This is a genomic window from Streptomyces albiflavescens (assembly GCF_014645835.1).
In the GTDB taxonomy this organism is placed as follows: Bacteria; Actinomycetota; Actinomycetes; order Streptomycetales; family Streptomycetaceae; genus Streptomyces; species Streptomyces albiflavescens.
Genome location: NZ_BMMM01000001.1, coordinates 41,072 through 66,958, shown reverse-complemented (window position 1 = coordinate 66,958; position 25,887 = coordinate 41,072). Strand labels below are relative to the sequence as shown.

The window sequence follows — 25,887 nt, the reverse complement described above, 5'->3', positions numbered from 1 at the left end:
AAACTCGGTGGACAAAGATCGCGCCGGCGCAGACTGGCGCGATGGCCGGATCAGATCCCAAGGCAGACCTCCACCTCTACCTGCGGGACGCCCGCGATGCCCTGTTCGTCCGCGAACTCATCGACGGCGTCGCGGGACTGAGGAAGGGCGGCGACAACATGGCCTCCGGCGACTCGGCGTGGTGGGAGAGCCATCGTGATCGGCTGGAGCGCATCGCCGAGGAAGCCGGCCGAGGCATGTAGCCAGGCACTCCGGCGAACACCGTCCGGCCCCGTGGCGCTCCGCGCCGCGAGGCCGGGCCAGTGGCTAGCGCACCAGACAGGGACGCTTCGCGTCGAACTCCCAGCCCGGGACCAGGTACCGCATCCCGATCGCGTCGTCCCGGCCGCCCAACGCCTTCTCGCGGTAGAGCTCGTGCGCCGCGAGGAGGCGGTCCATGTCGAGCTGGAGGCCCAGGCCCGGGGCGTCGGGGACGGCGATCTCGCCGTCGGCGATGCGGGGCGGCGAGACGGTGAGCCGCTCCAGGCCCTCCTGCCAGATCCAGTGCGTGTCCAGGGCGTTGTACTCGCCCGGGGCCGCCGCTCCGCAGTGCGTGACCATGGCGAGCGAGATGTCGAAGTGGTTGTTCGAGTGGCAGCCCCAGGTCAGGCCCATCGCGTTGCAGAGCTGGGCCACGCGCACCGAGCCCTGCAGCGTCCAGAAGTGCGGGTCGGCCAGCGGGATGGAGACCGACTGCAGCGCCAGGGCGTGGGTCAGCTGCCGCCAGTCGGTGGCGATCATGTTGGTCGCGGTCGGCAGTCCCGTGGCGCGCCGGAACTCGGCCAGGATCTCGCGCCCGGAGTAGCCGTCCTCGGCTCCGCAAGGGTCCTCCGCGTAGGCGAGCGTGCCGACCAGGGGTGTACACAGCTCGATGGCCTCGCGCAGCGACCAGGCGCCGTTGGGGTCGAGGGTGATCCGGGCCTCGGGGAAGCGTTCCTTGAGCGCGCGGACGGCCCGGACCTCCTCTGCGCCCTCCAGGACACCGCCCTTGAGCTTGAAGTCCCGGAAGCCGTAGAGGTCGAAGGCCGCCTCGGCCTGCCGGACGATCGCCTCGGGCGACAGGGCCTCCTCGTGCCGGATGCGGTACCAGTCCACGTCCGCGTCAGGTTCACGGACGTAGTCCAGGTCGGTTCGGTTGGGGTCGCCGACGTAGAAGAGATAGCCCAACACTCTTACGGAGTCCCGCTGTTGGCCGTCGCCGAGGAGCGCCGCGACCGGCACGTCGAGGTGCTGCCCGAGCAGGTCCAGCAGCGCCGACTCGACGGCGGTGACGGCGTGGACGGTGGTCCGCAGGTCGAATGTCTGCGCGCCGCGTCCACCGGCGTCACGGTCGGCGAAGCGGTCCCCGATCTCGCGCAGGACGCGCTGGTAGTCGCCCACCTTCGCGCCGACGACGAGGGACCCGGCGTCCCGCAGCGTCCGGGTGATCTTCTCCCCGCCGGGGACCTCGCCGAGACCGGTACGGCCCTCGGAGTCCTTGAGGACGACGACGTTGCGGGTGAAGTAGGGGCCGTGCGCGCCGGAGAGGTTCAGCTCCATGCAGTCCCGGCCGGCGACGGGATAGACGGAGAACTCGGTGACGGTCGGCTGCTTGTTCATGCTTGTACTGATGCTCGTGTTCATGCTCATCGAAGTCCTTGTGTACGGGGGTGTTGCGGGCGCGGTGATCAGAGGCTGAGGACGTCAAGGGCCCACTCGACGGCCAGGACGCCGCCCAGGCCGAGGATCGCGAGCACCGTCGTATAGGTGGTGCGGACCTTGATCGCGTCGGTGACCGAGAGGTTGAAGTACTCCTTGAACAGCCAGAATCCGGGATCGTTGACGTGCGAGAAGGCGATGGAGCCGCAGGAGACGGCCAGCACCATCATCTCCGGGTGGGTCCCGCTGCCTGCCAGAAGCGGCAGCACCACGCCGGAGGCAGTGACGACGGCGACGGTCGCCGAGCCGAGCGCGATGCGGAGGATGACCGCGATGAGCCAGGCGAGGATGATCGGCGAGATGGACCAGCTGTCCGTGGCGTCCTTGATGTAGTCGGAGATCCCGCCTTCCACGAGGACGTTCTTGAAGGCACCCCCGGCGCCGATCACCAGGAGGATCATCGCCATCGCCTGGGCCGCCGAGGTGCACGAGGCGCTGACGTCGGCAAGGCTCCGGCCGATCCGCGGTCCGAACGCCCATACCGCCAGGAGCAGGGTCAGCAGCAGCGCGATCGGTGCCGAGCCGATGAAGGCGACGAAGTGCAGGAACGGGGTCTCGGCGGAGGTGGCCAGATCGGTCACCGCCGCGCCGGCGATCAGGACGACGGGGAAGAGCGCCACGCCCAGTGACCAGCCCAGGCCCGGCATCTCCTCGTCGGTGAACTCGCGCTCGCTGACCAGCCCCTTGGGCATGGCGGGGTTCATCGCCTTGATGAACGGCAGACGCGGCCAGACGAGCGCGATGAGGGCACCGACGGGAACGGCGATGAACAGGCCGTAGAACAGGGTCAGTCCGATGGACGCGTGGAAGGTCGAGGCCACGGCGGTGGGGCCGGGGTGCGGCGGCAGGAAGCTGTGCATGGTGGACAGGGCGATCGACATCGGCAGCCCGACCCAGAGCAGCCTCGCGCCGGTGACCCGCACCAGAGTGAACGCGATGGGCACGATGATGATGAAGGCGACCTCGTAGAACATGGTGACGCCGATGAGCATGGAGGTGACCACCATGGCCACCTGGACCCAGCGGGGGCCGAAGGCGTCCAGGAGCTTGCCGGCTATGCGCTGCGCGGCGCCGGAGTCGCCCATGACACGGCCGACCATGGCGCCGAGCCCGATGGTGAGCATCGTGTCGCCGATCTGGCCGCCGATGCCCTCCGAGAGGACGTCCGGGATCTTCTCCAGCGGAATCCCGCGGACGACGCCGACGCCGACCGCCACGAGGAGGAGGGCGGCGAAGCCGTTCAGTCTCAGCTTGGTCATGAGGAGCAGCAGAATCAGAACGCTGATCCCGACTACGAGGAGAGGCAAGGCAGTTCCCCTTTGAACTGTGGAACGGGCAGCCGGAGCACATGTGGGGGCGGCCCGGGTACCGTCCGGGCTGCGTGGGGGTCGCCTGCGGGGCGGTCGCAGGCGGTGAGGTGGGTGGTCTTTCGGCCTTCGTCAGCCGAGGCGTCGTACGGCGCCGACCAGGTTCAGGCCGTCGTCGAGGACCTTCTCCAGGTCGGCGAGGTCGGCCGGGCCGGGGTCGGTGAGCGGCGCGCGTACCGGGCCGACGGGCAGGCCGCGCAGCCGGGCGGCGGCCTTGATCAGCGAGACGGCGTAGCCCGGCACCCGGTCGCGTAGTTCGACCAAAGGGACGTAGAAGTCGCGCAGGAGCTTGGTCACGGTCGCGTCGTCGCCGTGGTGAAGCGCGGCGAAGAAGGCGTCGGCGATCTCGGGCGCGAAGGCGTGGACGGCCGATGAGTAGGCGGGGACGCCGACGGTGGCGTACGCGCGGGCCTGGATCTCCGCGGTCGCGGCGCCGTTGAAGAAGAGGAAACCGTCGGGGGCGGCGAGCGTGAGGCGCTGGAGCCGGTCGAGGTCGCTGTGCCCATCCTTGAGGCCGACGACCGTGGGGATCTCCGCGATCTGGCGCAGACCGTCGGGGGTGAAGGCGACGGGGCCGCGCTGGTAGGCGATGAGTGGCAGCCGGGTGCCGGCGGCGATTCGGCGCAGCTGCTCGACCAGACCGTCCTGCGGGGCCTCGACCAGATAGTGGGGCAGCACCAACGCGGCGTCCGCGCCGGCCTCTTCGGCGATCCGGGCGAACCGCAGCGCCTGTGCCCAGCCGTAGCCGATACCGGCGACCACGGGCAGCCGACCGCCGGCGATCTCGACCGTGGCCTCGAGGACCGCGCGGTACTCGTCCTCGTCCAGTGCGCTGAACTCGCCGGTGCCACAGGCGGGGAACACCGCACCCGGCGCGGTGGCCAACTGGGTGGTCAGGTAGGCCCGGTAGGACTCCAGATCGAGTTCGCCGCCTTCTCGGAAGCTCGTGAGCGGGAAGGACAGCACCCCACCCGCCATCCCGTCCCGCAGCCGCTGGACCACGCCCTCGACCTCTGCGCTGAACCCTGTCATGAATCTCATCCCTATATGCAGATGACGTCTACGTATGAGAATGGAGGCTAGGTTCGTGAACCCTGCGAGGTCAATGGGTGCGACGGCGCGGATTTACGATGGGGCCCATGCCGGAGAGCCCAGGGGTCCGTGGAGTGAAGTCGGCGGCCCGCACCGTCGCGCTGCTGGAACTGCTCGCCGACCGCGGCGACCGGCCCTCGCGCCTGGACGAACTCGCCGAGGAGCTGAGCGTGCCGCGCAGCAGCATGTACCAGCTGCTGCAGACCCTCGTCGACTGCGGCTGGGTGCGCACCGACACCACCGGCTCCCTCTACGGCATCGGGATCCGCGCGCTGCTCACGGGCACCAGCTATCTCGACAGCGACCGGTACGTACGGATGGTCCGCCCGTACCTCGACGAGGCCTCGGAGGCACTCGGCGAGACCCTCCACATGGCACGGCTCGACGGCCCGGACGTCGTCTATCTCGCGACCCGTGAGTCCCACGAGTACCCGCGCACCATCAGCAGGGTGGGCCGCCGGATCCCGGCCCACGCCGGCGCCCTCGGCAAGGCCCTCCTCGCCGAGCGCCCCGAAGACGACCTCCCGCTGCCCCCCGATCCGCTGCCCGCCCTCACCGAGAACACCCACACAGATCGCACCACCCTGTGCGCCGACCTCGTCGAGGTGCGCGACCGCGGCTACTCCATCGACCGTGAGGAGACCGTGCCCGGCATCGCCGGCTTCGGCTTCGCCCTGCGCTACGACACCCCGGCCACCGACGCCATCAGCTGCTCGGTGCCGGTGAACCGGCTCACGGGGGACCACGAGGCCCACATCGTCTCCGTCATGCGGGAGATCCGGGCGAAGATCGAATCCCTGCTGCCGCCGGCCTCGGGCGCTCCCGACTGGCGTTGACCGGGCGGGCCGGGCTCGGCGGTCGGCGCGCTGCCGACACGTTCGGCACGCTCGGCGGGTGGAGACCTTGCCTCGCGCTGTTTTTGGCCGACAAGGAGCCCTGCCTGCCCGGCAGTTGTAATCTGGAGAACCGCCCGGAAGCCCCGGGCCGAGGCTTGCGGGGGGAACATGAAGCCTCGTCTGGTGTTTGTGCACGGCATCGGCGGACCGCGGGACCCGGTCACCGAACTCGACGCATGGTTACGCGCGTTGGCTGCGGGCGCCCGCGCCTCGGGTCATTCACGCCGAGTCCTGGATCTGATCCAGGGATGGGCGGCCGACACGCGATTCGCCTACTACGGTGACCTGTTCGGCACGGCTCAAGGCCAAGGTGCGGAGCCGGAGGAGGACGAGGACGACCTTGTCGGCGAGTTGCTTCTGGAGGCCGTCGAGGAGCGGCTCGCCGGGCCCACCACGGACGACGAGGCGCGGGTGCTGCGTCGCGCCCACGCCCAGCTCACGCCTGAGGGCGAGCCGCAGGGCGCGGGCTCGGTCGCCCGACACGTACTGACCGCCGCCAATACCCTGCTGTCGTTGCCCGGCCTGCGCACCTTCGGCGGCTGGGCGAGCGCGGGGCTGATGGTGGGCCAGCTGCGTCAGGTAGCTCGCTATCTGCGCCGTGGTGAGCCGGACGAGGAGGGGCTGACGCTCGACGCTCGCATCCGCCGCCGGGTCGAAGGGACCCTCGACCCGTCCGGCCCCACCATCGTCGTCGCACATTCCCTGGGTACGGTCGTCTCACTGGAGACGCTGCACGCGCACCGGGCAAGGGTTCCGCTCCTGGTCACTCTCGGGTCGCCCATGGGAATGAGTGCGGCCGTGCGCCCTCGGATGCGCCCCCAGCCGTTGCAGGTGCCCGACTCCGTCGAGAGATGGCTCAACTTCTGGGACCGGGACGACTTCATAGCCGTACGGCCGCTACTGGAGAAGGTCGTACGGCCAGGCCGGCACTCTGTGCCTCCCCGCACCGGACGTGTGGACTCGGACGGCGTCTGGGTACACCCTGCCGCCAAATACCTCGCGAAGGGTGACGTCGCGGGTCCCGTCGTCGAGGCGATCGAGACGGCCACGCAACCATGAGAGCACCGACTCCCCGCCGCCACGTCCTCGTTGTCGCACCGCAGTGCCCGGACTTGGGACTGCTCGACGGACTGGAGGAGGTTGCCGGGTCCTTGCGCGGGCTGCTCGTGGACCAGTGGCGGGGAGCGTGTACAGGGAGCCTCGGGTCCTCGCTCTTGTGCGGTACGTCCGTCGAGCAGGCACAGATCGAAGCGGCGGTCCGGGGCGCCGCCGAACGTGCGGGGCGGGCCGGCGCCGTGCTCGTCCTCGCCCTCATCGGGCACGGCATCACTCCCGGCCGGAACTCCACCCTCTACTTGATGGCGGGCAACTCCCGGGCCGACGAGATCGGTACCGCGGTGAACGTCGGGGCACTGCTGACACAGGTGCTGGAAACACCGGGACTTCCTGGCGTGTTCGCCCTCATCGACACCTGCCACGCCGGCGGCGCGATACCCGACCTCGCACGGACGGATGGTGGGGTGCGCCAGGGCGCGGCCCGGTTCTCCATGATCATGTCGGTCGGCGCCGCGCAGAAGGCGTACCGGCTCGCCTTCTCGCGGGGCGTTGTCCACGTTCTTACGGAAGGCATCCGCGGAGCGGGCGAGTTCCTGCGGGCCGACGCGGTGCTCGACGCCGTACGAGACGCGGCACCGGGCCAGGACGCACGCCGGGTGGAGTATGACGGCGCCCTGGTGGGCGAGCAGCCGTGGCTCGCGCGCAACGCGAGCCATCTCGTGCGGTTCGGGTCCGTACTGGGGCCCGTGGGGACCGAGGCACTTGAGCAGGCGCTGGACCCGTTGGGCTGCTCGCAGCTGCTGGCGACCCCGGTCACCGGTGCCGATGTACTGGAATGTCTGCGCCTCGTTCTGCCAGAGCGTTCGTCGGGTAGCCGCAATGAGCTGAACTGGTGCTTGGGCGTCGTCGACGGGCTGCTGGACAGCCTTCGTACCATCGACCTGCTCACTTCCTGGCCGGGACAGCGGCTCACGTCGGAGCGGCTGCGGCGCGCCCTGTGGCTGGCCGCCGGCCGCACCACGGACGGGCTGCCGGACACGTCCGGAAGCGAACTGATGCGGGACGCGGTGGAGTATCTGCGACTGCGTACTCCGGCCGTTGATCCGGACTTCAGGCGGACACGCGCCGCTCCCCTCGCGGATTTTGTCGCCGCGCTCGCTGTCGAGGACCAACTGGCAGAGGACGTTGCGGAGTTGACCGCGTGGGCGAACGCGGTGGGTGTCGTAGAGCTGGGCGACGCCTTCGAGAGGGTACGGCGCAGGAGCGCCGGGATGCGGCTGAGGCTGGTCGTCAGTCTGCATGCGGCCGTCGCCGACGAGTGGCCGGAGACCCTCGAGGCGTGGCTGCTGGACCGCGGAGAGATGTACACGCACAGGGTGTTCCGTTGTGCGCCCGATCAGCCCGGGGTCGAGGAGAGGCTCGCAGGCATACTCAATTGGGCGTCCGTGCGAGCGAGGAAACTCGGCGTGCGGCTCCGCAGGGTCGAGATCGCCGCCTCCGCCGCTCTGCTGTTGAGCTGGCGGCCCGAGGAGACCTACTTCGGAGAGAGACTGGGTGAGCGGCACGACGTCGTACTGCGCTGGAGCGAGCGACTAGGTCCGCGCAGCCATCTGTGGTGGATCAACGATCGTGCCAGACAAGGGCTGGCGGCGATGAACGCGCACGGAGCGGGAGGCGCGCCTGTCGACTGGCTCAGCCTGCGTGAGACCGAACTGGTCAAGGATCTCAAGAAGAGACTGGGACGCAGCACCTACGCGCGAGCGGTTGCCCTGGAGCACCGGCCGCAGCGATTCGAACAGGTGATGGAGTTGCTCCTCGCACACACGCCGATCGTGCTCTGGCCGGGCGCCGAGGGCTGTGTGCCCGACAAATTCCGGGACAGCCTCGATACGGTCTGGCATCTCCTGCCCGCGGAATTCAGCAAGGCCTATCGTCGCAGCTGGGAGCAGGGAGCACAGGACGAGCTCGACGGCTTTGAGTATCTGGCCCAGTGGCGAACCGTCTGGCACGACGCCGAATGGCTCGACTTCTGCGACTGGTTCGAGCAGTTCACCAGCGAGGGGGAGAATTCCGCATGACCTGGCAGCCCTTCTACGTCGGCGACGGCACGCCGCGGGACGTCGATCTCGGCACACCGCCTCCCTGGCGGAGCTTCCCCCGGCAGGCACTCCACCAGCAGTTCCAACCGCCACCCGGCCTGGTCAAGGCCGTCAACGCGGCGCTCGTACTGCGTCGGCCGCTCCTGGTGACCGGTGCGGCGGGCTCCGGTAAGTCCACGGTGGTCGAGCAGGTCGCCGCGGAGCTCAAGCTCGGCGACGTACTGCGCTGGCACATCACCTCGCGCAGCACACTCAAGGAAGCGCTGTACCGATACGACGCCCTGGGCCGCATTCACGCGCAACGGCTCGCCGGCCCCGACGACAGCGATGACATCGCCCCCTTCCTGCAACTCGGGCCACTGGGGACGGCGCTGCTGCCGGTCGAGCATCCGCGGGCCCTGCTGATCGACGAGATCGACAAGAGCGACCTGGACCTGCCGAGCGATCTCCTCGATGTACTGGAGCGCGGTGAGTTCGAGATCCCCGAACTCGCCCGGTACAGCGATACCCAGGCCGTCGTCGAGGTACGCGAGTGGGGCGGCGATCCGCGCAATCCTGCTCGCAGCCCCATCACGGGGGGATTCGTGCAATGCGACAGCTTTCCCTTCATCGTGATGACGAGCAACGGCGAGCGTGACTTCCCGGCGGCCTTCTTGCGACGCTGCATCCGGTTCACCATGCCGAAGCCGTCGGTCGACGAGCTGCGCAGGGTGGTGGAGGCGCATCTACGGATCGGCGAGGGGCCGATGCAGGCCACGGTCGGCATCCTGGTCCAGGACTTCTACCAGCGCCTCACGGCGGGCGAGAGCCTGGCCATCGACCAACTGCTGAACGCCGCCCACTTGTTGACCGGTGGCACCCTCGCCGCGACGGAGAGGCAGGAAGTCATGGATCTGGTGCTGCGCGAGCTGTCCCGTGCCTGAACAGCGCTCCGCCGGGCCGGACGGGCTCGCGCGGGTGGTGGCGGCGCTGAGCGCCGCGGCCCCGGAGCTGGACGGCACGGCGCTGGCCGAGCTTCTCTGGCTCGCCTCGCGCATGGACAGGGACACGGAAGACGTGTCCACCGCGTCAAGAGAGCAGCACCACGCTCACGGAACACCCGCGCCCGAGACAGATCCCGAGGACGTGGCTTCACCCCTGCCCGACACGGGACGCGCACTGCACGAACGCCTGGGAGGGGCGGGCTCGCGCGTCCGGGGCGACCCAGTGGCGGTGGCAAGGGCTTCCGGCCTGCCGCTGACCCTGGAGGTGACCCGAGCGCTGCGGCCCTGGAAACGGCCCTGGCGCCAAGGCCGGCGGTCGGCCCTGGACATCGAGGCGACGGTGGACGACTACGCCCGCAGCGGCGAACTTCTTCCGGTGTTCGCACCGGCGCCCGAGCGGTGGTTCGACCTCGTCCTGGTGGTGGACCGCTCTCCCGCGATGCGGGTGTGGCGGGAGACGGTAGCCGACTTCACGGTCGTACTGGACCGGCTCGGTGCTTTCCGCACGCTCCAGGTGCGCGGTCTCGACTTGGGGGATCGCGGACCCGAACTCCGGGACGGTCAAGGCCGGTTGATGAGTCCAGGCCAGCTCAGGGCGCCCGACGGGCGTCGGCTGCTGGTGGTCGTGTCCGACTGCGCGGCCCCGGGCTGGCGGGAAACGGCGGTGTGGCGACAGCTGCGTGATTGGGCGTCGACGACGCCGGTCGTGCTGCTCAATCCCTTGCCGACGAGGCTATGGCGTCGAACGGGGCTCGACCTACCGACGGCGCGCGTCTCCAACGGCGCGCCAGGCTCGGCCAATTCCCGGCTGGGCTTCGATGCGCCGCAGGTGTTGTTGCGGGAAGTTGCCGACGGGAAGGAGGACGAGCTGCTGCCCATTCCCATGCTCTCACTGTCTCCGTATTCGCTGGACCGCTGGTCACGAACGGTGATGCGCGCGGATCCCGAGGGTTGCGGCGCGGTGCTGGTCCCGCACGGGGGACGGCCCCAGGAGCACGCACGACGGCGCTTGGGGAGAGTCACCGCGGAGGGCTTCCTGCGTACCGCCTCGCCCGCGGCCGCGCGTCTGGCGGTCCTGTGCTCCGCCTTCGACCGTCTGAGCATGCGCCTACTGCATCTCATTCGTCAGGAGCTGGTGCCTGAGTCCGAGGTGGCGGATGTCGCCGAACTGCTCACCAGTGGACTCATCGCGCTTGACGTCGATGAGCTGGGAAAGGTCGAACTGAGCCTGTCCGAAGCCGTACAGCGACGGCTGAGACAGGATCTCGCCGAGTACGAGGTCTGGCAGATCAACAGAGCCCTGAGTCGACATGTGTCGGCCGGCGAGAACCACCGCGGCCAACTGCCCACGGTGGCACACCACCCGGAAGCCCGGGTCGACGTCGCTGCTGAACTCCAGGCGTTCGGGCAGGCGTCCCGGCGGACGCTGGAGCTGCTCGGCCTGTCGGCGGAGGACGTCGTGGGGGTCGGCGAAGGGGCCTGGAGACCAGTGATGACGTCGCGACCCGGCGGGTTGGATCTGCCGGAGCGACAGCTGGACAACCGGCCTTATTTCTTCCTGAGTTACGCGCACACGCCGGCCTGGGGGCCCGGCGGCGGCGATCCGGATCACTGGGTGCACGTCCTCTTCAAGGACCTGTGCGATCACATCATGGCGCTCACCGATCTTCCGGCGGGCGCGCCTGCGGGTTTCATGGACCGGGAGATGCGCTCGGGGGACGGCTGGCCGGAAAAGCTGAGCGAGAATCTCGCGACGTGCCGGGTGTTCGTGCCGCTGTTCTCGCCGCGGTACTTCACGAGTGAGAGTTGCGGGCGGGAATGGTTCGCGTTCAACGAGCGCATTCTGCGGGCGCGGGCCGCCGGTTCCGGTGCCGTGTCGGCCATCGTCCCCGCGCTGTGGACCCATGTCGACTACGCTCAACTCCCGGACTCCATGCGGCACATTCATCTGGATCACGCGGCGTTCGGCGACCGGTACGCCGCCAACGGGATCTACGGTCTGATCAAGCTGAACCGGCTGCGCGACGAGTACGAGGAGACCGTCCTCGGGCTCGCCCAGCGGATCGTGCGGGTCGCCCACGAGTCGCCGCTGCCGCCCAGCAGACCCCGGCCGTACGCGTCGACGCCGAGCGCGTTCAAGCCGCGCGGTCATGGGCCCCGGAGCATCCGTCTGACCGTGGTGGCACCCACGCGCGAGAGCGTTGGCGAGCACCGCGATGTGCGAGCGTACGGCGATGACGCTCGGGACTGGAACCCCTACCACTCGGAGTCGACCCGTCCCCTGCCCACGGTGGCCGAGGAGCTGATCCGGGCGCTCGACTACCGGGTCACCGTCTCCTCGTTCGATGATGAAGAGGTCACCGGCGAGGACCTTGACAAGACAGGCGTGTCGGCGCCCCAGATCCTCCTGGTCGACCGGTGGGCGCTTACCGACGAGGAACGGCGACGCCGGCTCAAGGCATTCGACGGGAACGCCCGGCCCTGGGTGAGCGCGATCGTTCCCGGGAACCGGGACGTGCAGCGCCACGACGAGGGCCGAAAGCTGATAGCGGAGTTGGACCGCACGCTACCCAAGATCCTCGACCGGGACCGGCGGACCGAGCACCGGATGGCCGTCAACGGCGTACCCACGCTCAAGGCGTTCACCGACGTACTCCCGGCCGTCGTCGCCCACACCACTCGGCAGTACTTGAAACACGCCACCGAGCATCCGCCCCTGGGCCCATCCATAGCCAGGCCCCGACTGATGGGACCCACCCCGCCACTCCTCGAAGGCGGATCCGACCATGGAGGAGAAGGCTGATGGTCAGCAGTTCTCTGAGCCGGCCGCCCTTGCGGCCACCGACCGAGCCCACCGATAGTCCGCCTTGCCGCTCGGCGAGCGCTGGATGGTGTCCGTGATGACGAGCTGGCGGGGAATCTTGTAGCCCGCGAGGTGGGTGCGGCAGTGGCTCTGGATGTCCTCCAGGGAAGGTCGGCCCGCGCCCTCGCGGAGCTGAACGACCGCGGCTACGTGGTTGCCCCACTTCGCGTCGGGCACCCCGGCGACCAAGGCGTCGTACACGTCCGGATGCGACTTGAGGGCTTGTTCGACCTCTTCCGGATAGACCTTCTCGCCGCCGGTGTTGATGCACTGGGAGCCGCGGCCGAGGACGGTGACGATGCCCTCCTCGTCGACCGTGGCCATGTCGCCGAGGAGCACCCAGCGCTCGTCGCCCTTCTGGAAGAACGTCTCGGCGGTCTTCTTCGGGTCGTTGTAGTAGCCGAGGGGCACATGGCCGCGCTGGGCGATGCGGCCGGGCTCGCCGACGGCGACCGGCTCGTAGGTGACGGGATCCACCACCTGCGTACGAGAGTTGACGCGCACCCGGAAGCCGCGCGCCGGGCCCGAGTCCGCCGTCGCGGTGCCGTTGAAGCCGGACTCCGACGAGCCGAAGTTGTTCAGCAGCATCACGTTCGGGACCAGCGCCTGGAACTGCTCGCGCACCGTGTCCGACATGATCGCGCCGGAGGACGACACGCTGAACATCGACGAGCAGTCGGTGCCCTTCATGGGTCCGCTCAGCGCGTCGATCAGGGGCCGTAGCATCGCGTCACCGACCAGCGACATGCTGGTGACCTTCTCCTTCTCGATCGTCCGCAGGACTTCCTCGGGTGCGAACTTGCGGTGGATCACGATGCGTTGGCCGAAGTTGAAGCCGATGAAGGCGGTCAGCGTCGAGGTGCCGTGCATCAGCGGGGGAGTGGGGAAGAAGGTGATCCCGTCGCCGCCGGCCGCGACGCGTTCGGCGAGTTCCTCCGGCCTCTTGACCGGCTCACCGGTGGGAGCGCCACCGCCGAGGCCGGAGAAGAACAGGTCCTCCTGCCGCCACATCACCCCCTTGGGCATCCCTGTCGTGCCACCGGTATAGATGATGAACTGGTCGTCCGGCGAGCGCGGCGGGAACCCCCGTTCGGGAGATCCGGCGGCCTCGGCGTCCGTGAACTCCACCGCGTCCAACGAGGCCGCACCGGATGCGGGGGATCCCACGCGTACGACATGCCGCAGTGCCGGAGCGTGCGGCAGCGCCGCGGCCACCCGGTCCGTGAACTCCGCGTCGAAGACCAGGGCCACCAGGTCCGCGTCCCGATAGAGGTAGACCAACTCCTCTTCCACATAGCGGTAGTTCACGTTCACCGGCACGATCCGAGCCTTCAGGCAGCCCAGTACGGTCTGCAGGTACTCGACGCCGTTGTACAGGTGGAGTCCGAGGTGTTCGCCGGGGCGCATGCCGCTGTCGATCAGGTGGTGCGCGACGCGGTTCGCGGCGGCGTCCAGCTGGGCGTACGTCAGCCGGCGCTCCGCGCCCGTGCCCGGGTGGTCGATGTACACGAGCGCCTCGCGCCCCGGGACCACGTCGACGACCGACTCGAACAGGTCGGCAAGGTTGTACTCCACCGCTCCTCCTGACCCCGAACGTCCGTGGCTGCACTCGGCTCGACGGTCATCAGAGCAAAGCCGCACGCAACTGTGAAGGGTCCCGGCAGAAGAAATCTGACTGTCTGTCAGAAAACCCTTGTACTGGCTCGGCCCCTCCTGCAACCTGTTCTGGCATCCGAGACGGGAGGACGGCAATGGGTGGTACGGAACACCTCACCGTGCAGCGCGAAGGCGCCACACTGGTACTCACGCTCAACAGGCCCGAGGCCAAGAACGCGCTCTCGCTGCCGATGCTGGTCGGCCTGTACGACGGCTGGGTCGAGGCCGACGAGGACGACGCGATCCGCTCGATCGTGCTCACCGGAGCGGGGGGTGCCTTCTGCGCCGGAATGGACCTCAAGGCGCTGGCCGGAAAGGGGATGGAAGGCGAGCAGTACCGGGACCGGCTCAGGGCCGACCCCGATCTGCACTGGAAGGCGATGCTGCGCCATCACCGCCCCCGCAAGCCGGTGATCGCCGCTGTCGAAGGGCACTGCGTGGCGGGTGGTACAGAGATCCTCCAGGGCACCGACATCCGGGCCGCCGGTGAGTCCGCGACCTTCGGGCTCTTCGAGGTCAGGCGCGGCCTGTTCCCGATCGGCGGTTCGACGGTTCGGCTGCAACGCCAGATCCCTCGCACCCACGCCCTCGAAATGCTGCTCACGGGACGCCCGTACTCGGCCCGGGAAGCCGCCGACATCGGCCTGATCGGCCATGTCGTCCCCGATGGCACCGCGCTGGACAAAGCCCTCGCCCTCGCCGAGCAGATCAACGCCTGCGGCCCACTCGCCGTCGAGGCCGTGAAGGCCTCGGTGTACGAGACCGCCGAGATGACCGAGACCGACGGGCTCGCCGCCGAGCTCAAGCGCGGCTGGCCGGTCTTCGACACCGCCGACGCCAAGGAGGGCTCCCGAGCCTTCGCCGAGAAGCGCCCGCCCGTCTACCGGCGCGCCTGATCCGAAGCCCGCGCCCGGTCGCGCCCCACCCCCTGTGGGGAATGGCGTGTCCGACCCTCCGAAGGAGACACCCGGGATGCCCGAAGTCCTCAAAGCCCCACTCGTCGTCGAATTCCCCTTCACCCGCTCGCTCGGCCCCGTCCAGAGCGCCTTCCTCACCGGCCTGCGCGAGCGCGTCGTCCTCGGCGTGAAGACCACGGACGGCCGCACACTCGTCCCGCCCGTCGAGTACGACCCGGTCACCGCCGAGGAGATACACGACCTGGTCGAGGTCGCCTCCACCGGCACGGTCACCACCTGGGCCTGGAACCACGAACCCCGCCGCGGCCAGCCCCTCGACACCCCCTTCGCCTGGGCACTGGTGAAACTGGACGGCGCCGACACCGCCCTCCTGCACGCCCTCGACGCTCCTGGCCCCGACGCCGTACACACGGGCATGCGCGTCCGCGTCCGCTGGGCCGAGGAGCGCTCCGGTGCCATCACGGACATCGCCTGCTTCGAGCCGTACGAGGGCATCGCGGAACTCACGGGCCACAGCGGCCGGTTCGAGGACATGGTGACCGGCATCGTCGCCCCCGCCCGCCTCGACTACGTCTACTCGCCCGGTCGCGCCCAGAGCGGCTATATCAACGCTCTCTCCGATCAGCGCACCGTCGGCGAACGCTGCCCGTCCTGCCGCAAGGTGTACGTCCCGTCGAGGGGCGCCTGCCCCACCTGCGGTGTCGCCACTTCGGAGCAGGTCGAGGTGGGCCCGCGGGGCACAGTCACCACGTACTGCATCGTCAACATCAAGGCGAAGAACCTCGACATCGAAGTGCCTTACGTCTACGCGCACATCGCCCTCGACGGCGCCGACCTCGCGCTGCACGGCCGGATCGGCGGCATCGCCTACGACGAGGTGCGCATGGGGCTGCGCGTGGAGCCGGTGTGGACGGAAGGCGGCCGCCATCCGGACCACTACCGGCCCACCGGCGAACCGGACGCGGACTACGAGACGTACAAGGAGCTGTTGTAGATGCCGCCCATCAGGGACATCGCCGTCGTCGCCTTCGCGCAGACCGACCACCGACGCACCAGTGACGAGCTCTCCGAGGTGGAGATGCTCATCCCGGTCCTGCACGACGTCCTCGACCAGACGGGTCTGAAGACCAGCGACATCGGCTTCACGTGCTCCGGTTCCACCGACTATCTCGCGGGCCGTGCCTTCTCCTTCACGATGGCGCTCGACGGGGTGGGCGCCTGGCCGCCCATCTCCGAGTCGCACGTGGAGATGGACGGCGCCTGGGCGCTGTACGAGGCGTGGACGAAGCTGCTCACCGGGGAGGTCGACACCGCGCTCGTGTACGCGTACGGCAAGTCCTCGCCCGGGTCCGTACGAGACGTCTTGACGCGGCAGCTCGACCCGTACTACGTGGCGCCCCTGTGGCCGGATTCCGTCGCGCTCGCGGCGCTTCAGGCGCAGGCGCTCATCGACGCGGGCGAGACCGACGAGCCCGCTCTTGCCTCCGTCGCGGCCCGTAGCCGTGCCTCGGCGGCCGCCAACTCCCATGCACAGCTTCGTGGTTCGGTGGCTCAGGGCGACTACCTCGTACGTCCCCTGCGTACCGGCGACTGCCCGCCCATCGGGGACGGTGCCGCCGCCGTGATCCTCGCGACGGGTGAGCGGGCCCGCGAGCTGTGCGAACGGCCCGCCTGGATCCGGGGCATCGACCACCGCATCGAGGCGCACGGCCTCGGCGTCCGCGACCTGACCGACTCGCCGTCCGCGCGCCTGGCCGCGGAGAAGGCGGGCGTCTTCGAACGTCCCGTCGACACCGCCGAGTTGCACGCCCCCTTCACGTCTCAGGAGGTGGTCCTGCGCAAGGCGCTGCGGCTCGCGGAGAGCGTGACGGTCAACCCCTCCGGGGGCGCCCTCGCCGCCAACCCGGTGATGGCGGCCGGGCTGATCCGCATCGGTGAGGCCGCCGCGCGCATCCATCGGGGCGCATCCGACCGGGCGCTCGCGCACGCCACTTCAGGCCCCTGCCTCCAACAGAACCTGGTCGCCGTACTCGAAGGGGATGCCCGATGAGCAAGGAGCCCGTGGCCGTCGTAGGCATCGGCCAGACCAAGCACGTGGCGGCCCGCCGGGATGTGTCCATCGCCGGCCTGGTGCGCGAGGCGGCCCAACGTGCCCTGGACGACGCAGAGTTGACCTGGGCCGACATCGACGCCGTCGTGATCGGCAAGGCGCCCGACTTCTTCGAGGGTGTCATGATGCCGGAGCTGTATCTCGCGGACGCGCTGGGCGCGGTCGGCAAGCCGATGCTGCGGGTGCACACGGCCGGCTCCGTCGGCGGATCGACCGCCCTCGTCGCCACGAACCTGATCGCGGGACGCGTCCACGGCACTGTCCTGACCCTGGCCTACGAGAAGCAGTCCGAGTCGAACGCCATGTGGGGCCTGTCGCTGCCGATCCCTTTCCAGCAGCCGCTACTGGCCGGGGCCGGCGGCTTCTTCGCGCCGCACGTGCGCGCGTACATGCGGCGCACCGGCGCACCCGACACGGTCGGTTCGCTCGTCGCGTACAAGGACCGCCGCAACGCGCTGAAGAACCCCTACGCGCATCTCCACGAGCACGACCTCACGCTGGAGAAGGTCCAGGCCTCGCCCATGCTGTGGGACCCCATCCGCTATTCGGAGACCTGCCCGTCCTCGGACGGGGCCTGCGCGATGATCCTCACCGACCGTGCGGGGGCCGCCCGATCGCCGCGACCGCCCGCGTGGTTGCACGGCGGAGCGATGCGCAGTGAACCCACCCTCTTCGCGGGCAAGGACTTCGTGTCGCCGCAGGCGGGCAAGGACTGCGCGGCCGACGTGTACCGGCAGGCCGGCATCGCGGACCCGCGCCGTGACATCGACGCCGTCGAGATGTACGTGCCGTTCTCCTGGTACGAGCCGATGTGGCTGGAGAACCTCGGGTTCGCCGAGGAGGGCGAGGGCTGGAAGCTCACCGAGTCCGGGGTGACGGAGCTGGACGGGGACCTGCCCGTCAACATGTCGGGCGGGGTCCTCTCCACCAATCCGATCGGCGCTTCCGGCATGATCCGCTTCGCCGAAGCGGCACTTCAGGTGCGTGGGCAGGCCGGAGAACACCAGGTGGACGGGGCTCGCCGGGTGCTGGGGCACGCCTATGGCGGCGGATCCCAGTTCTTCTCCATGTGGCTGGTCGGCGCCGCGCCTCCCGCCTCCTGAAACCGTCCTCCTCACGTGGCCTGTCGGCCGCCGGAACCGATCGCTAGGCTGGCGGCGGACGACGAACCGGGAGGAGCACGGACGTGGCCGAAAGCACCATCGAGCAGCAACCGCTCAAGGGCTGGGACAAGCCGGAGCTGGACCTCAGCAACGCCGAGTGGCAGTCCAGCAGCCGAGGGCGGGGAGACGTCCAGATCGCCTTTGTCGAGGGCTTCATCGCGATGCGCAACAGCGGCCGGCCCGAAAGCCCTTCCTTGATCTTCACACCCGCGGAGTGGGGCGCGTTCGTATCGGGTGCCCGAGAGGGCGAGTTCGATCTGACCTGAGCCGACAGCGGTCGGGCCGTGCCGCGGCCCGTCTCGGCGGCGGTCGGTCGCGCGGCCGTCGTGACCGCGATGGCCGACTGCCGCGCGGACCGACCGCGATGGCCGACTGCCGCGCGGACCGACCGCGATGGCCGACTGCCGCGCGGACCGACCGCGATGGCCGACTGCCGCGCGGACCGACCGCGATGGCCGACTGCCGCGCGGACCGACCGCGCCCTCTGCCGCCCCGCCTCTCGTGCCGAGATCCTCCGGATTCCCGGACACACGCCCCGCCGGCCCGTCCTGCGGCCGTCCTTGAGTCAGGCTGACCCAAGGAAGATCAATGGCGTGCCGAAGGCGAGGATTTCATGAGCACCCTGCCGGTCATCGCGGCGGTGGACGGATCGGACGACGGCCTGCGCGCCCTGGACTGGGCCCTCGCGGCTGCCCGGACACGCCGGGCGCCGCTGCGTGTGGTCCATGTGCGGCAGTACGCGCCCTGGGGGCAACCGGACGTCCTGGTCGCCGGACCACCGGATCCGGCCGAGGATCATGTGCTCGACCAGGTGCGCACCCACCTGGCGGGGCGGGCCGACCCGCCGGCGACGGAGTACGTGGCCCTGGAGGGCACCCCGGGTGCCGTGCTGCCCGAACTCGGCTCCGCCGCCCAGCTGTTGGTACTCGGCTCCCGGGGCCGCGGTGGCTTCGTCGGTCTGCTGCTCGGTTCCAGCGGGATGGCCGCGGCGCGGGACGCCGATTGCCCGGTGGTCGTGGTGCCGCGCCCCGGACGCGACGTGCCCGACGCACCCCCGGTCGAACCGGGGCCGCGTGTCGTCGTCGGCCTTCACGTGGACAGTCCGGACGAGGCGACGCTCGCCTTCGCGTTCGGGGAGGCGGCCCTGCGCGCCGCCCGCGTCCAGGTGGTCGCCGCGTACACCTGGCCGGATCCGACGTGGGCCGTGCCCGGTGACTACGCACCCGCCACGCTCGACCAGGACGCCGTCGAGGGCGAGACCCGCACCCTGGCCGAGAGCTTTGTCGCCCCACACCGCGAACGACACCCCGATCTCCAGGTCGACCTCTACGTGCCACCGGGAGACGCGGCCGGCCACCTCGTCGCGGCCTCGAAGGACGCCGAACTACTCGTCGTGGGCCGCCACCGCCGTCGCCTCCTCGCACCCGCCCGCATGATCGGCTCGGTCACCCAGGCCGCGCTCCTGCACGCGGCGAGCCCGGTCGCGGTGGTGCCACCGGCGGCCGCCGCGGAGTGAGCGACGTCGTCGTGCGCTAATGAAAGTCGCTGAACTTATCATTAGCGCCATGGAGGACTCGATCAGCGGGGACGCCCGGCTCGCCCTGGACCTCGCCCTGACCATCCGGCACGACGGTCACGGCGGTGTCGCCGACGATCTCGCCGACCCGGCGGGGCTGACCGTCTGGCTCGACGCGCACCGCGACACGCTGCCGGGAGCCGACCGTTTCGTCGCCGATCAGGCGACGCTCACCGCCGTCCGAGTCCTCCGCGCCGCCGTCCGTGCCCTCTTCGCCCGCGCCGTACGCCCGGGTGAGCCGAGCGCGGCCGACAGCGCCCGGCTGCTTCCCGTACCGCAGGCCGTGGCGCGACTCAACGAGGCGGCCGCGCTCACCGCGACCGTTCCCGTCCTCGTATGGGACGAGGACGCCGACCCCGTCGTACGCGAGGAGGCCCCGTACGGGGACATTCCGCTCGCGGCCGTCCTCGCCCGCGCCGCGACGGCTTTCCTCGCGAGCCCCGACCGGCGGCGTCTGCGCGCCTGTCACGCGCCGCGCTGCGTGCGGTACTTCATCAAGGAGCACCCGCGCCAGGAGTGGTGCAAACCGTCGTGCGGAAACCGAGCCAGGGTCGCCCGGCACCACGAGCGGCACAAGAAGTCCGCATAGGCAGCGAGTCGTTGTCCGACTGTTCCGGCAGGACGGTTCGTTCGTGCCGGTGACGGCCTGGGCCTGGGCCTGACGAGCGCACACACGTTGTCATCAGTGCACCGCCCCGCCGCCTCTCACCCGTAGCCAGCCCGGTGCGGCACGCCTCGGCCGCTTTGCCACCGTCGTCTGTCACACGAGCGTGCCCCGCCCTGTCTATCTGTTGTCGGCCAACAGACAGAGGGAATCATGCGTGAGATTGTGATCGTCGGCGGCGGCTACGCAGGCTTCTACACGGCATGGGGCCTCGGGAAGAGGCTGCGTGCGGGTGAGGCGCGGGTCACGGTTGTCGATCCCCGCCCCTACATGACCTATCAGCCCTTTCTGCCGGAGGTGACGGCTGGATCGGTTGAGGCGCGTCATGCCGCAGTGTCGTTGCGACGGCACCTGCGCTCCACCCGACTGATCGCGGGAAGCGTGATCGAGATCCGCAACGCGGACCGGACAGCCACCGTCCGACCTGCGAACGGAGACGACTACGAACTGCGCTACGACATCCTCGTGGTCACAGCCGGTGCCGTGACCCGCACTTTCCCCATCCCCGGGCTTGCGCAGCAGGCGATCGGCCTGAAGCACGTGGAGGAGGCGGTGGCCATCCGCGACCGGCTGATGACCGCCTTGGATCAGGCAGCCTCGCTGCCGCCCGGCGCCGAGCGGCGGAGGCTGCTCACCGTCACGTTCGTGGGCGGCGGGTTCTCCGGCGTCGAAGGCTTCGGCGAGCTGCTGTCCCTGGCGACTGCGATGCTCAAGTCATATCCGGAGCTGAGCATCGACGACCTGTCCTTCCACCTGGTCGAGGCCCGGGGCCGCATCCTGCCCGAGGTGAACGACAAACCCGGTGCCTGGGTGGTGCGCTCCTTGGAACGCCGTGGCGCGCACATCCACCTGAACACGCAACTCGTCTCCGTCGAAGACGGGCATGTCGTGCTCTCCAACGGAGAGGAGTTCGACTCGGCGTTGATCGTCTGGACCGCCGGCAACGCCTCGAACCCCGTCGTGCACAACCACACCGATCTCCTGGTCGACGAGCGTGGCCTGCTCGTGGTCCGGCCTGACCTGCGAGCGGGCACCGACAGCGAACCTGTGCCGGATGTGTGGGCGGCCGGAGACGACGCGGCCGTTCCCGATCTGGCTTCGTCCGTGCCGGAGGCTCGCACGGTACCGAACGCGCAGCATGCTGTACGGCAGGGCAGGCGCCTTGCCAAGAACATCGCGGCGAGCCTGCACGGGGGAAGAATCCGAAACTACCGCCACAGCAGTCTCGGAGTGGTGGCGACACTGGGGCTGGGGCGAGGCATCTTCCAGTACAAGAGCATCGTCATCAAGGGACTTCCTGCCTGGCTGATGCACCGGGGCTATCACGTCCTGGCCGTGCCCTCCTGGGAGCGCAAGATCCGGGTTCTCACTGTCTGGCTCACCGCCGCCGTGTTCGGCCGGGATCTTGTCTCCCTCGCCTCTGTGCAGCACCCACGGGACGCGTTCGTCACGAGCGCGAATCCGGAGCGTTCCGGCGAGAGCCGAGCGAGTGACCACGCGGCCCCATGAGCGAGAACATGTCGCTGATCAAACGGTGGGGCACACTCGTCAGGCTCCAGCGCCAGATCGAGTCCCGTATGGAGCGATGGCTTGACGGACGAGGTGGCAACATGCATGGGCGGTGCCAACATCGTCGGCAAGGAAGCAAAACATTGATAGGATCAACATAGTGTTCCGGGCGCCACGCACTCCCCCGATGAGTGGCGCCCGGAACACGGCCCGGGCCTCAGGGCGCAGCGAAACGGAAGTCCGGCCGTCTTCCTCCGGGCGTGGTTCCACCCACCACACCTCGTGCCCGACCACGCCGACGTACGCCGGTGCCGCGATCTGCCCGGCAACCAGTCCTGCCGTGGCTGACTGGCTGCTGATGGGGGAGTGTCGCGAGCGTCTGCAGGGTTGCAGCGCTGTCGAGGGACGCGACGGCCGCGACGATTGGCCACGCCTCGGCGTCAGCGCACACAAGGTGTGGTCATCACATTCTTGGTGCTGCACTCGGGCAGGGCCGGACTGCTTCTCGGGCACAGCCGGACTGCTTACTGCTGTGCCCCGGACCGCCAGGGGTACGGCCTAGGAACGCTTGGCGCGGTAGAGGCCCCGGCCGGTTCGCCGGACACGGGACGTACCGACAAGGCGATCGAGTGTGCTGCGGACCGCGTTGATGCTTCCGCTGTCGGAGTCACGGCCGAGAGCAGCTGCGACTTCGCGAGCCCGCACGTCGACGTCGCCGACTTTGGCGAAGTACTCCATGATCTGCTCGGTGAGCTTGCCGTACTGCTTCTGCCCGTCCGCGTCGGTGTCGGTGGAAACCGGACGTTCCGCGGTCTTGCCCTTCTCCGGCTTCCGAGCCTTGGGTGCTGCGGATGGCGTTGTGGTGTCCGTGGCTCCGGGGGAGGCGACGGATGTCTGCGGGGCGGCCGGGGCTGCAGCCTGGCCGCGCTCCGCAGCTGCAGATCCGGTCGGTCCCGTCGACGCCGCAGCAGTCGGGGCGCGCATCAGTGACTCAAAGGCGCTGAGGGTCCGCCGCACCGAGCCGAGATGCGCCATGACCGCGGCCAATTCCCTTTCCAGCGCCTCCTTCTGAAGCTCCAGGCGGGCCAGTTCCTCTTGAAGGCCTTCAGCAGTGATCTCGATGTTGTGCGCCGCGTGGGTTACGGAGACCATGGGTTCCTCTCATCCTCAACCCTTCGTGCCGCGCCCCGGCTCACCTGCGGTGCCGCTCGGTCTGGACGCGGGTATGGGTACCCCTCGACATCATATGCAGCAGCCCAGGCGGAACGTAGATGCACTGGACAGCCCCACGGTTTCCCAAGAGACTCGCCCACGGAAGCAACCGCACCAATTGTTGCCACTGTTCACGGCTCATGCAACGGGTATGTCCCCTTCACGGCCTGCAGGGCATGGAGTGCTTTGCCCCATCCCCGCAGGCGTGATCGCTGAGACCGTCGGCATCCGTTCGCGCGAAGGATCCGCAGTGACTCTCACCGTCCGCAGCCTCAGCGGTGGAAGCCTGGAGCGCAGCCGGGGCAACGTGTCGGCGACTGCTGTGATGCGCGCGTCGACCAACCCATCACGCCCCGAACCTGACAGCGACACAGCCATGTCGAGTCAGACCAACTTCGGGCCTCGACGGGAAGCGGAACGACCGGCGTGCTGATCCACAACGTGTCAATGTTTTAATGGCACTGTTGGGAACGATTCCACGTGATTGGGCTTGCCCACACGATCGTGTCATGGGCTGCGAAAACACCGTGTGTCCGCCTGGAGTCGACTCCTCCGTCAGCAGCCGGCCGGCATTTTTCTGCCCAGTCCTGTCACAGGGACGCGCTCACCCCGGTCCATGAAGCAAGCGATTGGAACAGCCGTGACTTTCCGTGACCACAGTCCCTGCAGCACCCGAACACACCATGGAGTCGTCGGCAACCACGCGGTAGCCGCGTGGTCTCGACCGTAGACAGCCGCAATCGGAGGAACGGAGACCGCGGGAGCATGCATTTCGAACCGTCCCCCACGGCAAGTGACCTTGAAGAGGCTGTTTCGGTCTTTGTACAGCACAGGGCACGTCTCTTCGGCATCGCTTACCGCATACTCGGCAGCGCGGTCGAGGCTGAAGACGTGGTCCAGGAAGTGTGGCTGCGTTGGCAGAACGCCGACCGCTCTGTGGTGGTCAGCCCGGTGGCCTTCCTCTCGAGCACCGCGACCCGCTTGGCCATCAACGTCGCGCAATCGGCGCGCGTGCGCAGGGAGACCTACATCGGACCGTGGCTGCCCGAGCCCATCGACACGAGCGCGGACCCGGAGGTGGGCGCACAGCGCGCAGAGGCTTTGGAGCTGGCTCTGCTCCTGGTGTTGGAGACGCTGAGCCCAACCGAGCGTGCCGCATACGTACTGCGCGAGGCATTCGACTACGCCTATGCCGAGATCGCTGAAATCCTTCAACTCAGCCTCGTCAACGTGCGGAAGATCGTAAGCCGCGCTCGCAAGCATCTGGCGGACGGGCAGCGAGAGAGCGTGGACACGGCAGAGCACCGGCGCCTTCTGAACGCCTTCGTCTCCGCAGCTCAAACGGGAGACGTGGCTTCGCTGGAAGCCCTTCTCACCCCCGATGCCGTCAGCCTGTCCGATGGCAACGGCATCCGAGGCGCTGCTCGCAAGCCTGTGCTGGGCCGTGCACGCGTAGCCAACCTGGCGACCGCGTATCCGCGGTTCTGGCAGAGCGTGGGTGTCGAGTTGGTCGCCGCCAACGGCCGTACGGGCGTGATGATCTACCGAGACGGCGAACCCAGCACGTTCCTGACGATAGCCGCCGCGAAGGAAGGCATCTACAAGGTGATGTGGGTGTTCAACCCGAGCAAGATCGCCGCGTTCCTCGATTCACGGTCCCGCTTCACCACTGCCCTCGGCCCAGCGCCGGACGGTGTGTGACTGTGGCGATGGGACGAGGCCTTCCCGACGGGGCGCGGACGCTGTGGGACGACCTGCTGCCATGCCCGACGACTTCGAACACGCCTCTCAAAAAGCGATCAGGAACAGCTGTCCCCACGCTGTGACGGGAGCCGGTGTGAGGCGCGGCCATCGCGGGTGGTGGGTGGGTTCCAGGAGCGTAGTTTGTCGGGGTTGAGGATGACCCAGACCTGTGTGACCCGGTGGTCGGCGATGTCGAGGCTGATGACGGCGGCGACCTGGTGGTCGTAGCGGGCGACCAGGCCGGTACGACCGTTGACGGACTGAGGGGTCAGGGTGGTCCGCGGCCGACGGGCCAGCAGGGTCAGCAGACTGTGCGCGACCTGCCGGCCGCCGTGTACCGGCCTGCTCAACGCCCTCACCTTGCCACCGCCGTCGAAGAACGCCGTGACGTCCGGACACAGCAACGACGCCAGGAACTCCGCGTCCTCGGCCAGACAGGCCCGACCGACGGCGCGGACCAGCACATCGTGCTCCCGCGGCGTCGTGGGATGCGAGCGCTGGGCCCGAAGGCAGTCACGGGCCCGTTCGGCCAGGTCGGCGCACTCCGGCTCCGAGCGCCCCACGATGTCCGCGACCGTGTCGGGGGTCATCCCGAACACATCATTGAGCACGAACACCACCCGCTCGGCCGTTGACAGGCAACCCAGCCCGTCCAGCAGAATCCGACTCACCTCCACCTCCACCTCCAGCGCGGCAGCGGGACGCTCAGCCACCTCGACGGCCTCCAAGACCCCAGCCCCGAAGTCCCCGTCATCCAGCCGGTCGGCGAGGGCAAGCCGCATCAGACAGCTCCTGCCCGCGGTCTTCGCAAGCCAGCACCGCGGCCGTACGATCTCCCGGCGCGCCGTATCCGACAGCCCGTACCACCGACGGTAGACCTCATCGACCACACGCTCCGCCTCACCGGCACTACCCAACATCCAGTAGGCGACATCCAGCAGATACCGACGCTCGTCAAGCAACTCCGCGATCGGCACCGCGTCAGCCTCGTCCATACGGCATCCTCCCTCCCGCACGGCACCACACAACCCAACCGCATGCAGCAACTCCGTGGACGTTCAGGAGGGCTTCAGTGGTTTCGGCGTCCCGACGGTGTGCCACGAAGCACGCCCCTGTGCCCGGCACGAACGTTGCAGTAGCCGACGGCTGTGTCCAGCCGTACGACGCACCTGTTCACATTCTCGGCTCACTCCGTAAGACCGGGCACACGCGGATCTTGTGACACGGGCTGTCCCGTGGAGCGT

At 69.0% G+C, this 25,887-nt stretch carries 21 protein-coding genes; 15 read left to right on the top strand and 6 right to left on the bottom strand.

The window, feature by feature from the left end:
• Nucleotides 1-41 precede the first annotated feature (41 nt).
• On the top strand, nucleotides 42-242 hold the full coding sequence (locus IEY95_RS00280; RefSeq protein ID WP_189183755.1) for a hypothetical protein: 201 nt from the start codon (nucleotides 42-44) through the stop codon (nucleotides 240-242).
• Nucleotides 243-306: 64 nt separating this feature from the next.
• On the opposite strand, the gene IEY95_RS00275 is transcribed toward IEY95_RS00280, so the two are convergent.
• From IEY95_RS00275 to IEY95_RS00265, 3 genes are all read right to left on the bottom strand, one after another.
• Nucleotides 307-1,638 carry an enolase C-terminal domain-like protein gene (locus IEY95_RS00275; protein ID WP_189184571.1) on the bottom strand — a complete coding sequence of 444 codons (1,332 nt, stop codon included), beginning with the start codon at nucleotides 1,636-1,638 and terminating at the stop codon, nucleotides 307-309.
• A 68-nt stretch (nucleotides 1,639-1,706) separates the two neighbouring features.
• Complete coding sequence (locus IEY95_RS00270; protein ID WP_189183754.1) at nucleotides 1,707-3,044, bottom strand: gluconate:H+ symporter; 1,338 nt, start codon at nucleotides 3,042-3,044, stop codon at nucleotides 1,707-1,709.
• A gap of 132 nt (nucleotides 3,045-3,176) precedes the next feature.
• Nucleotides 3,177-4,136 carry a 5-dehydro-4-deoxyglucarate dehydratase gene (locus IEY95_RS00265; protein WP_189183753.1) on the bottom strand — a complete coding sequence of 320 codons (960 nt, stop codon included), beginning with the start codon at nucleotides 4,134-4,136 and terminating at the stop codon, nucleotides 3,177-3,179.
• Between the two features lie 107 nt (nucleotides 4,137-4,243).
• On the opposite strand from IEY95_RS00265, the gene IEY95_RS00260 reads away from it, so the two are divergent.
• The 5 genes from IEY95_RS00260 (at nucleotide 4,244) to IEY95_RS48520 (ending at nucleotide 12,033) form a co-directional block, all read left to right on the top strand.
• Nucleotides 4,244-5,032, top strand: a complete 789-nt coding sequence (locus IEY95_RS00260; RefSeq protein ID WP_189183752.1) for an IclR family transcriptional regulator — start codon at nucleotides 4,244-4,246, stop codon at nucleotides 5,030-5,032.
• A 168-nt stretch (nucleotides 5,033-5,200) separates the two neighbouring features.
• A complete protein-coding gene (locus IEY95_RS00255; protein ID WP_189183751.1) occupies nucleotides 5,201-6,151 on the top strand; it encodes an alpha/beta hydrolase in 951 nt (316 codons plus the stop codon).
• The gene (locus tag IEY95_RS00250; RefSeq protein WP_189183750.1) at nucleotides 6,148-8,226 is read left to right on the top strand and encodes a vWA-MoxR associated conflict system protein; all 2,079 of its coding nucleotides are present in this window, start codon (nucleotides 6,148-6,150) and stop codon (nucleotides 8,224-8,226) included. The genes IEY95_RS00255 and IEY95_RS00250 overlap by 4 nt, the downstream gene beginning before the upstream one ends.
• A complete protein-coding gene (locus IEY95_RS00245) occupies nucleotides 8,223-9,170 on the top strand; it encodes an AAA family ATPase (protein WP_189183749.1) in 948 nt (315 codons plus the stop codon). The genes IEY95_RS00250 and IEY95_RS00245 overlap by 4 nt, the downstream gene beginning before the upstream one ends.
• On the top strand, nucleotides 9,163-12,033 hold the full coding sequence (locus IEY95_RS48520; RefSeq protein ID WP_229702489.1) for a TIR-like protein FxsC: 2,871 nt from the start codon (nucleotides 9,163-9,165) through the stop codon (nucleotides 12,031-12,033). Before IEY95_RS00245 ends, IEY95_RS48520 begins: the two co-directional genes overlap by 8 nt.
• Before the next feature lie 3 nt (nucleotides 12,034-12,036).
• On the opposite strand, the gene IEY95_RS00235 is transcribed toward IEY95_RS48520, so the two are convergent.
• Entirely contained in the window at nucleotides 12,037-13,668 is a 1,632-nt protein-coding gene (locus IEY95_RS00235) for an acyl-CoA synthetase (protein WP_189183748.1), read from the bottom strand.
• Between the two features lie 176 nt (nucleotides 13,669-13,844).
• Here IEY95_RS00235 and IEY95_RS00230 point away from each other — a divergent pair, with 176 nt between their 5' ends.
• From IEY95_RS00230 to IEY95_RS00195, 8 genes are all read left to right on the top strand, one after another.
• On the top strand, nucleotides 13,845-14,645 hold the full coding sequence (locus IEY95_RS00230; RefSeq protein ID WP_189183747.1) for a crotonase/enoyl-CoA hydratase family protein: 801 nt from the start codon (nucleotides 13,845-13,847) through the stop codon (nucleotides 14,643-14,645).
• Nucleotides 14,646-14,721: 76 nt separating this feature from the next.
• Nucleotides 14,722-15,660 (top strand): Zn-ribbon domain-containing OB-fold protein, encoded by a 939-nt coding sequence (locus IEY95_RS00225; protein ID WP_189183746.1) that lies wholly within the window; start codon nucleotides 14,722-14,724, stop codon nucleotides 15,658-15,660.
• Entirely contained in the window at nucleotides 15,661-16,716 is a 1,056-nt protein-coding gene (locus IEY95_RS00220; protein ID WP_189183745.1) for a thiolase family protein, read from the top strand. It abuts the gene before it with no gap.
• The gene (locus tag IEY95_RS00215; RefSeq protein ID WP_189183744.1) at nucleotides 16,713-17,879 is read left to right on the top strand and encodes a thiolase family protein; all 1,167 of its coding nucleotides are present in this window, start codon (nucleotides 16,713-16,715) and stop codon (nucleotides 17,877-17,879) included. The genes IEY95_RS00220 and IEY95_RS00215 overlap by 4 nt, the downstream gene beginning before the upstream one ends.
• A gap of 83 nt (nucleotides 17,880-17,962) precedes the next feature.
• Nucleotides 17,963-18,205, top strand: coding sequence for a DUF397 domain-containing protein (locus IEY95_RS00210; protein ID WP_189183743.1), 243 nt, complete (start codon nucleotides 17,963-17,965; stop codon nucleotides 18,203-18,205).
• A gap of 347 nt (nucleotides 18,206-18,552) precedes the next feature.
• Entirely contained in the window at nucleotides 18,553-19,455 is a 903-nt protein-coding gene (locus IEY95_RS00205; RefSeq protein ID WP_189183742.1) for a universal stress protein, read from the top strand.
• A 49-nt stretch (nucleotides 19,456-19,504) separates the two neighbouring features.
• Nucleotides 19,505-20,104, top strand: coding sequence for a CGNR zinc finger domain-containing protein (locus tag IEY95_RS00200; protein WP_189183741.1), 600 nt, complete (start codon nucleotides 19,505-19,507; stop codon nucleotides 20,102-20,104).
• A 228-nt stretch (nucleotides 20,105-20,332) separates the two neighbouring features.
• Nucleotides 20,333-21,688 carry an NAD(P)/FAD-dependent oxidoreductase gene (locus IEY95_RS00195; RefSeq protein ID WP_189183740.1) on the top strand — a complete coding sequence of 452 codons (1,356 nt, stop codon included), beginning with the start codon at nucleotides 20,333-20,335 and terminating at the stop codon, nucleotides 21,686-21,688.
• Between the two features lie 558 nt (nucleotides 21,689-22,246).
• Here IEY95_RS00195 and IEY95_RS00190 read toward each other — a convergent pair.
• A complete protein-coding gene (locus IEY95_RS00190; protein WP_189183739.1) occupies nucleotides 22,247-22,840 on the bottom strand; it encodes a hypothetical protein in 594 nt (197 codons plus the stop codon).
• 825 nt (nucleotides 22,841-23,665) lie between these two features.
• Between IEY95_RS00190 and IEY95_RS00185 the strand changes: the two genes are divergently transcribed.
• Nucleotides 23,666-24,601, top strand: a complete 936-nt coding sequence (locus IEY95_RS00185) for an RNA polymerase sigma-70 factor (protein WP_189183738.1) — start codon at nucleotides 23,666-23,668, stop codon at nucleotides 24,599-24,601.
• 98 nt (nucleotides 24,602-24,699) lie between these two features.
• Here IEY95_RS00185 and IEY95_RS00180 read toward each other — a convergent pair whose 3' ends face one another.
• A complete protein-coding gene (locus IEY95_RS00180) occupies nucleotides 24,700-25,638 on the bottom strand; it encodes a sigma-70 family RNA polymerase sigma factor family protein (protein ID WP_189183737.1) in 939 nt (312 codons plus the stop codon).
• Nucleotides 25,639-25,887: the final 249 nt, after the last annotated feature.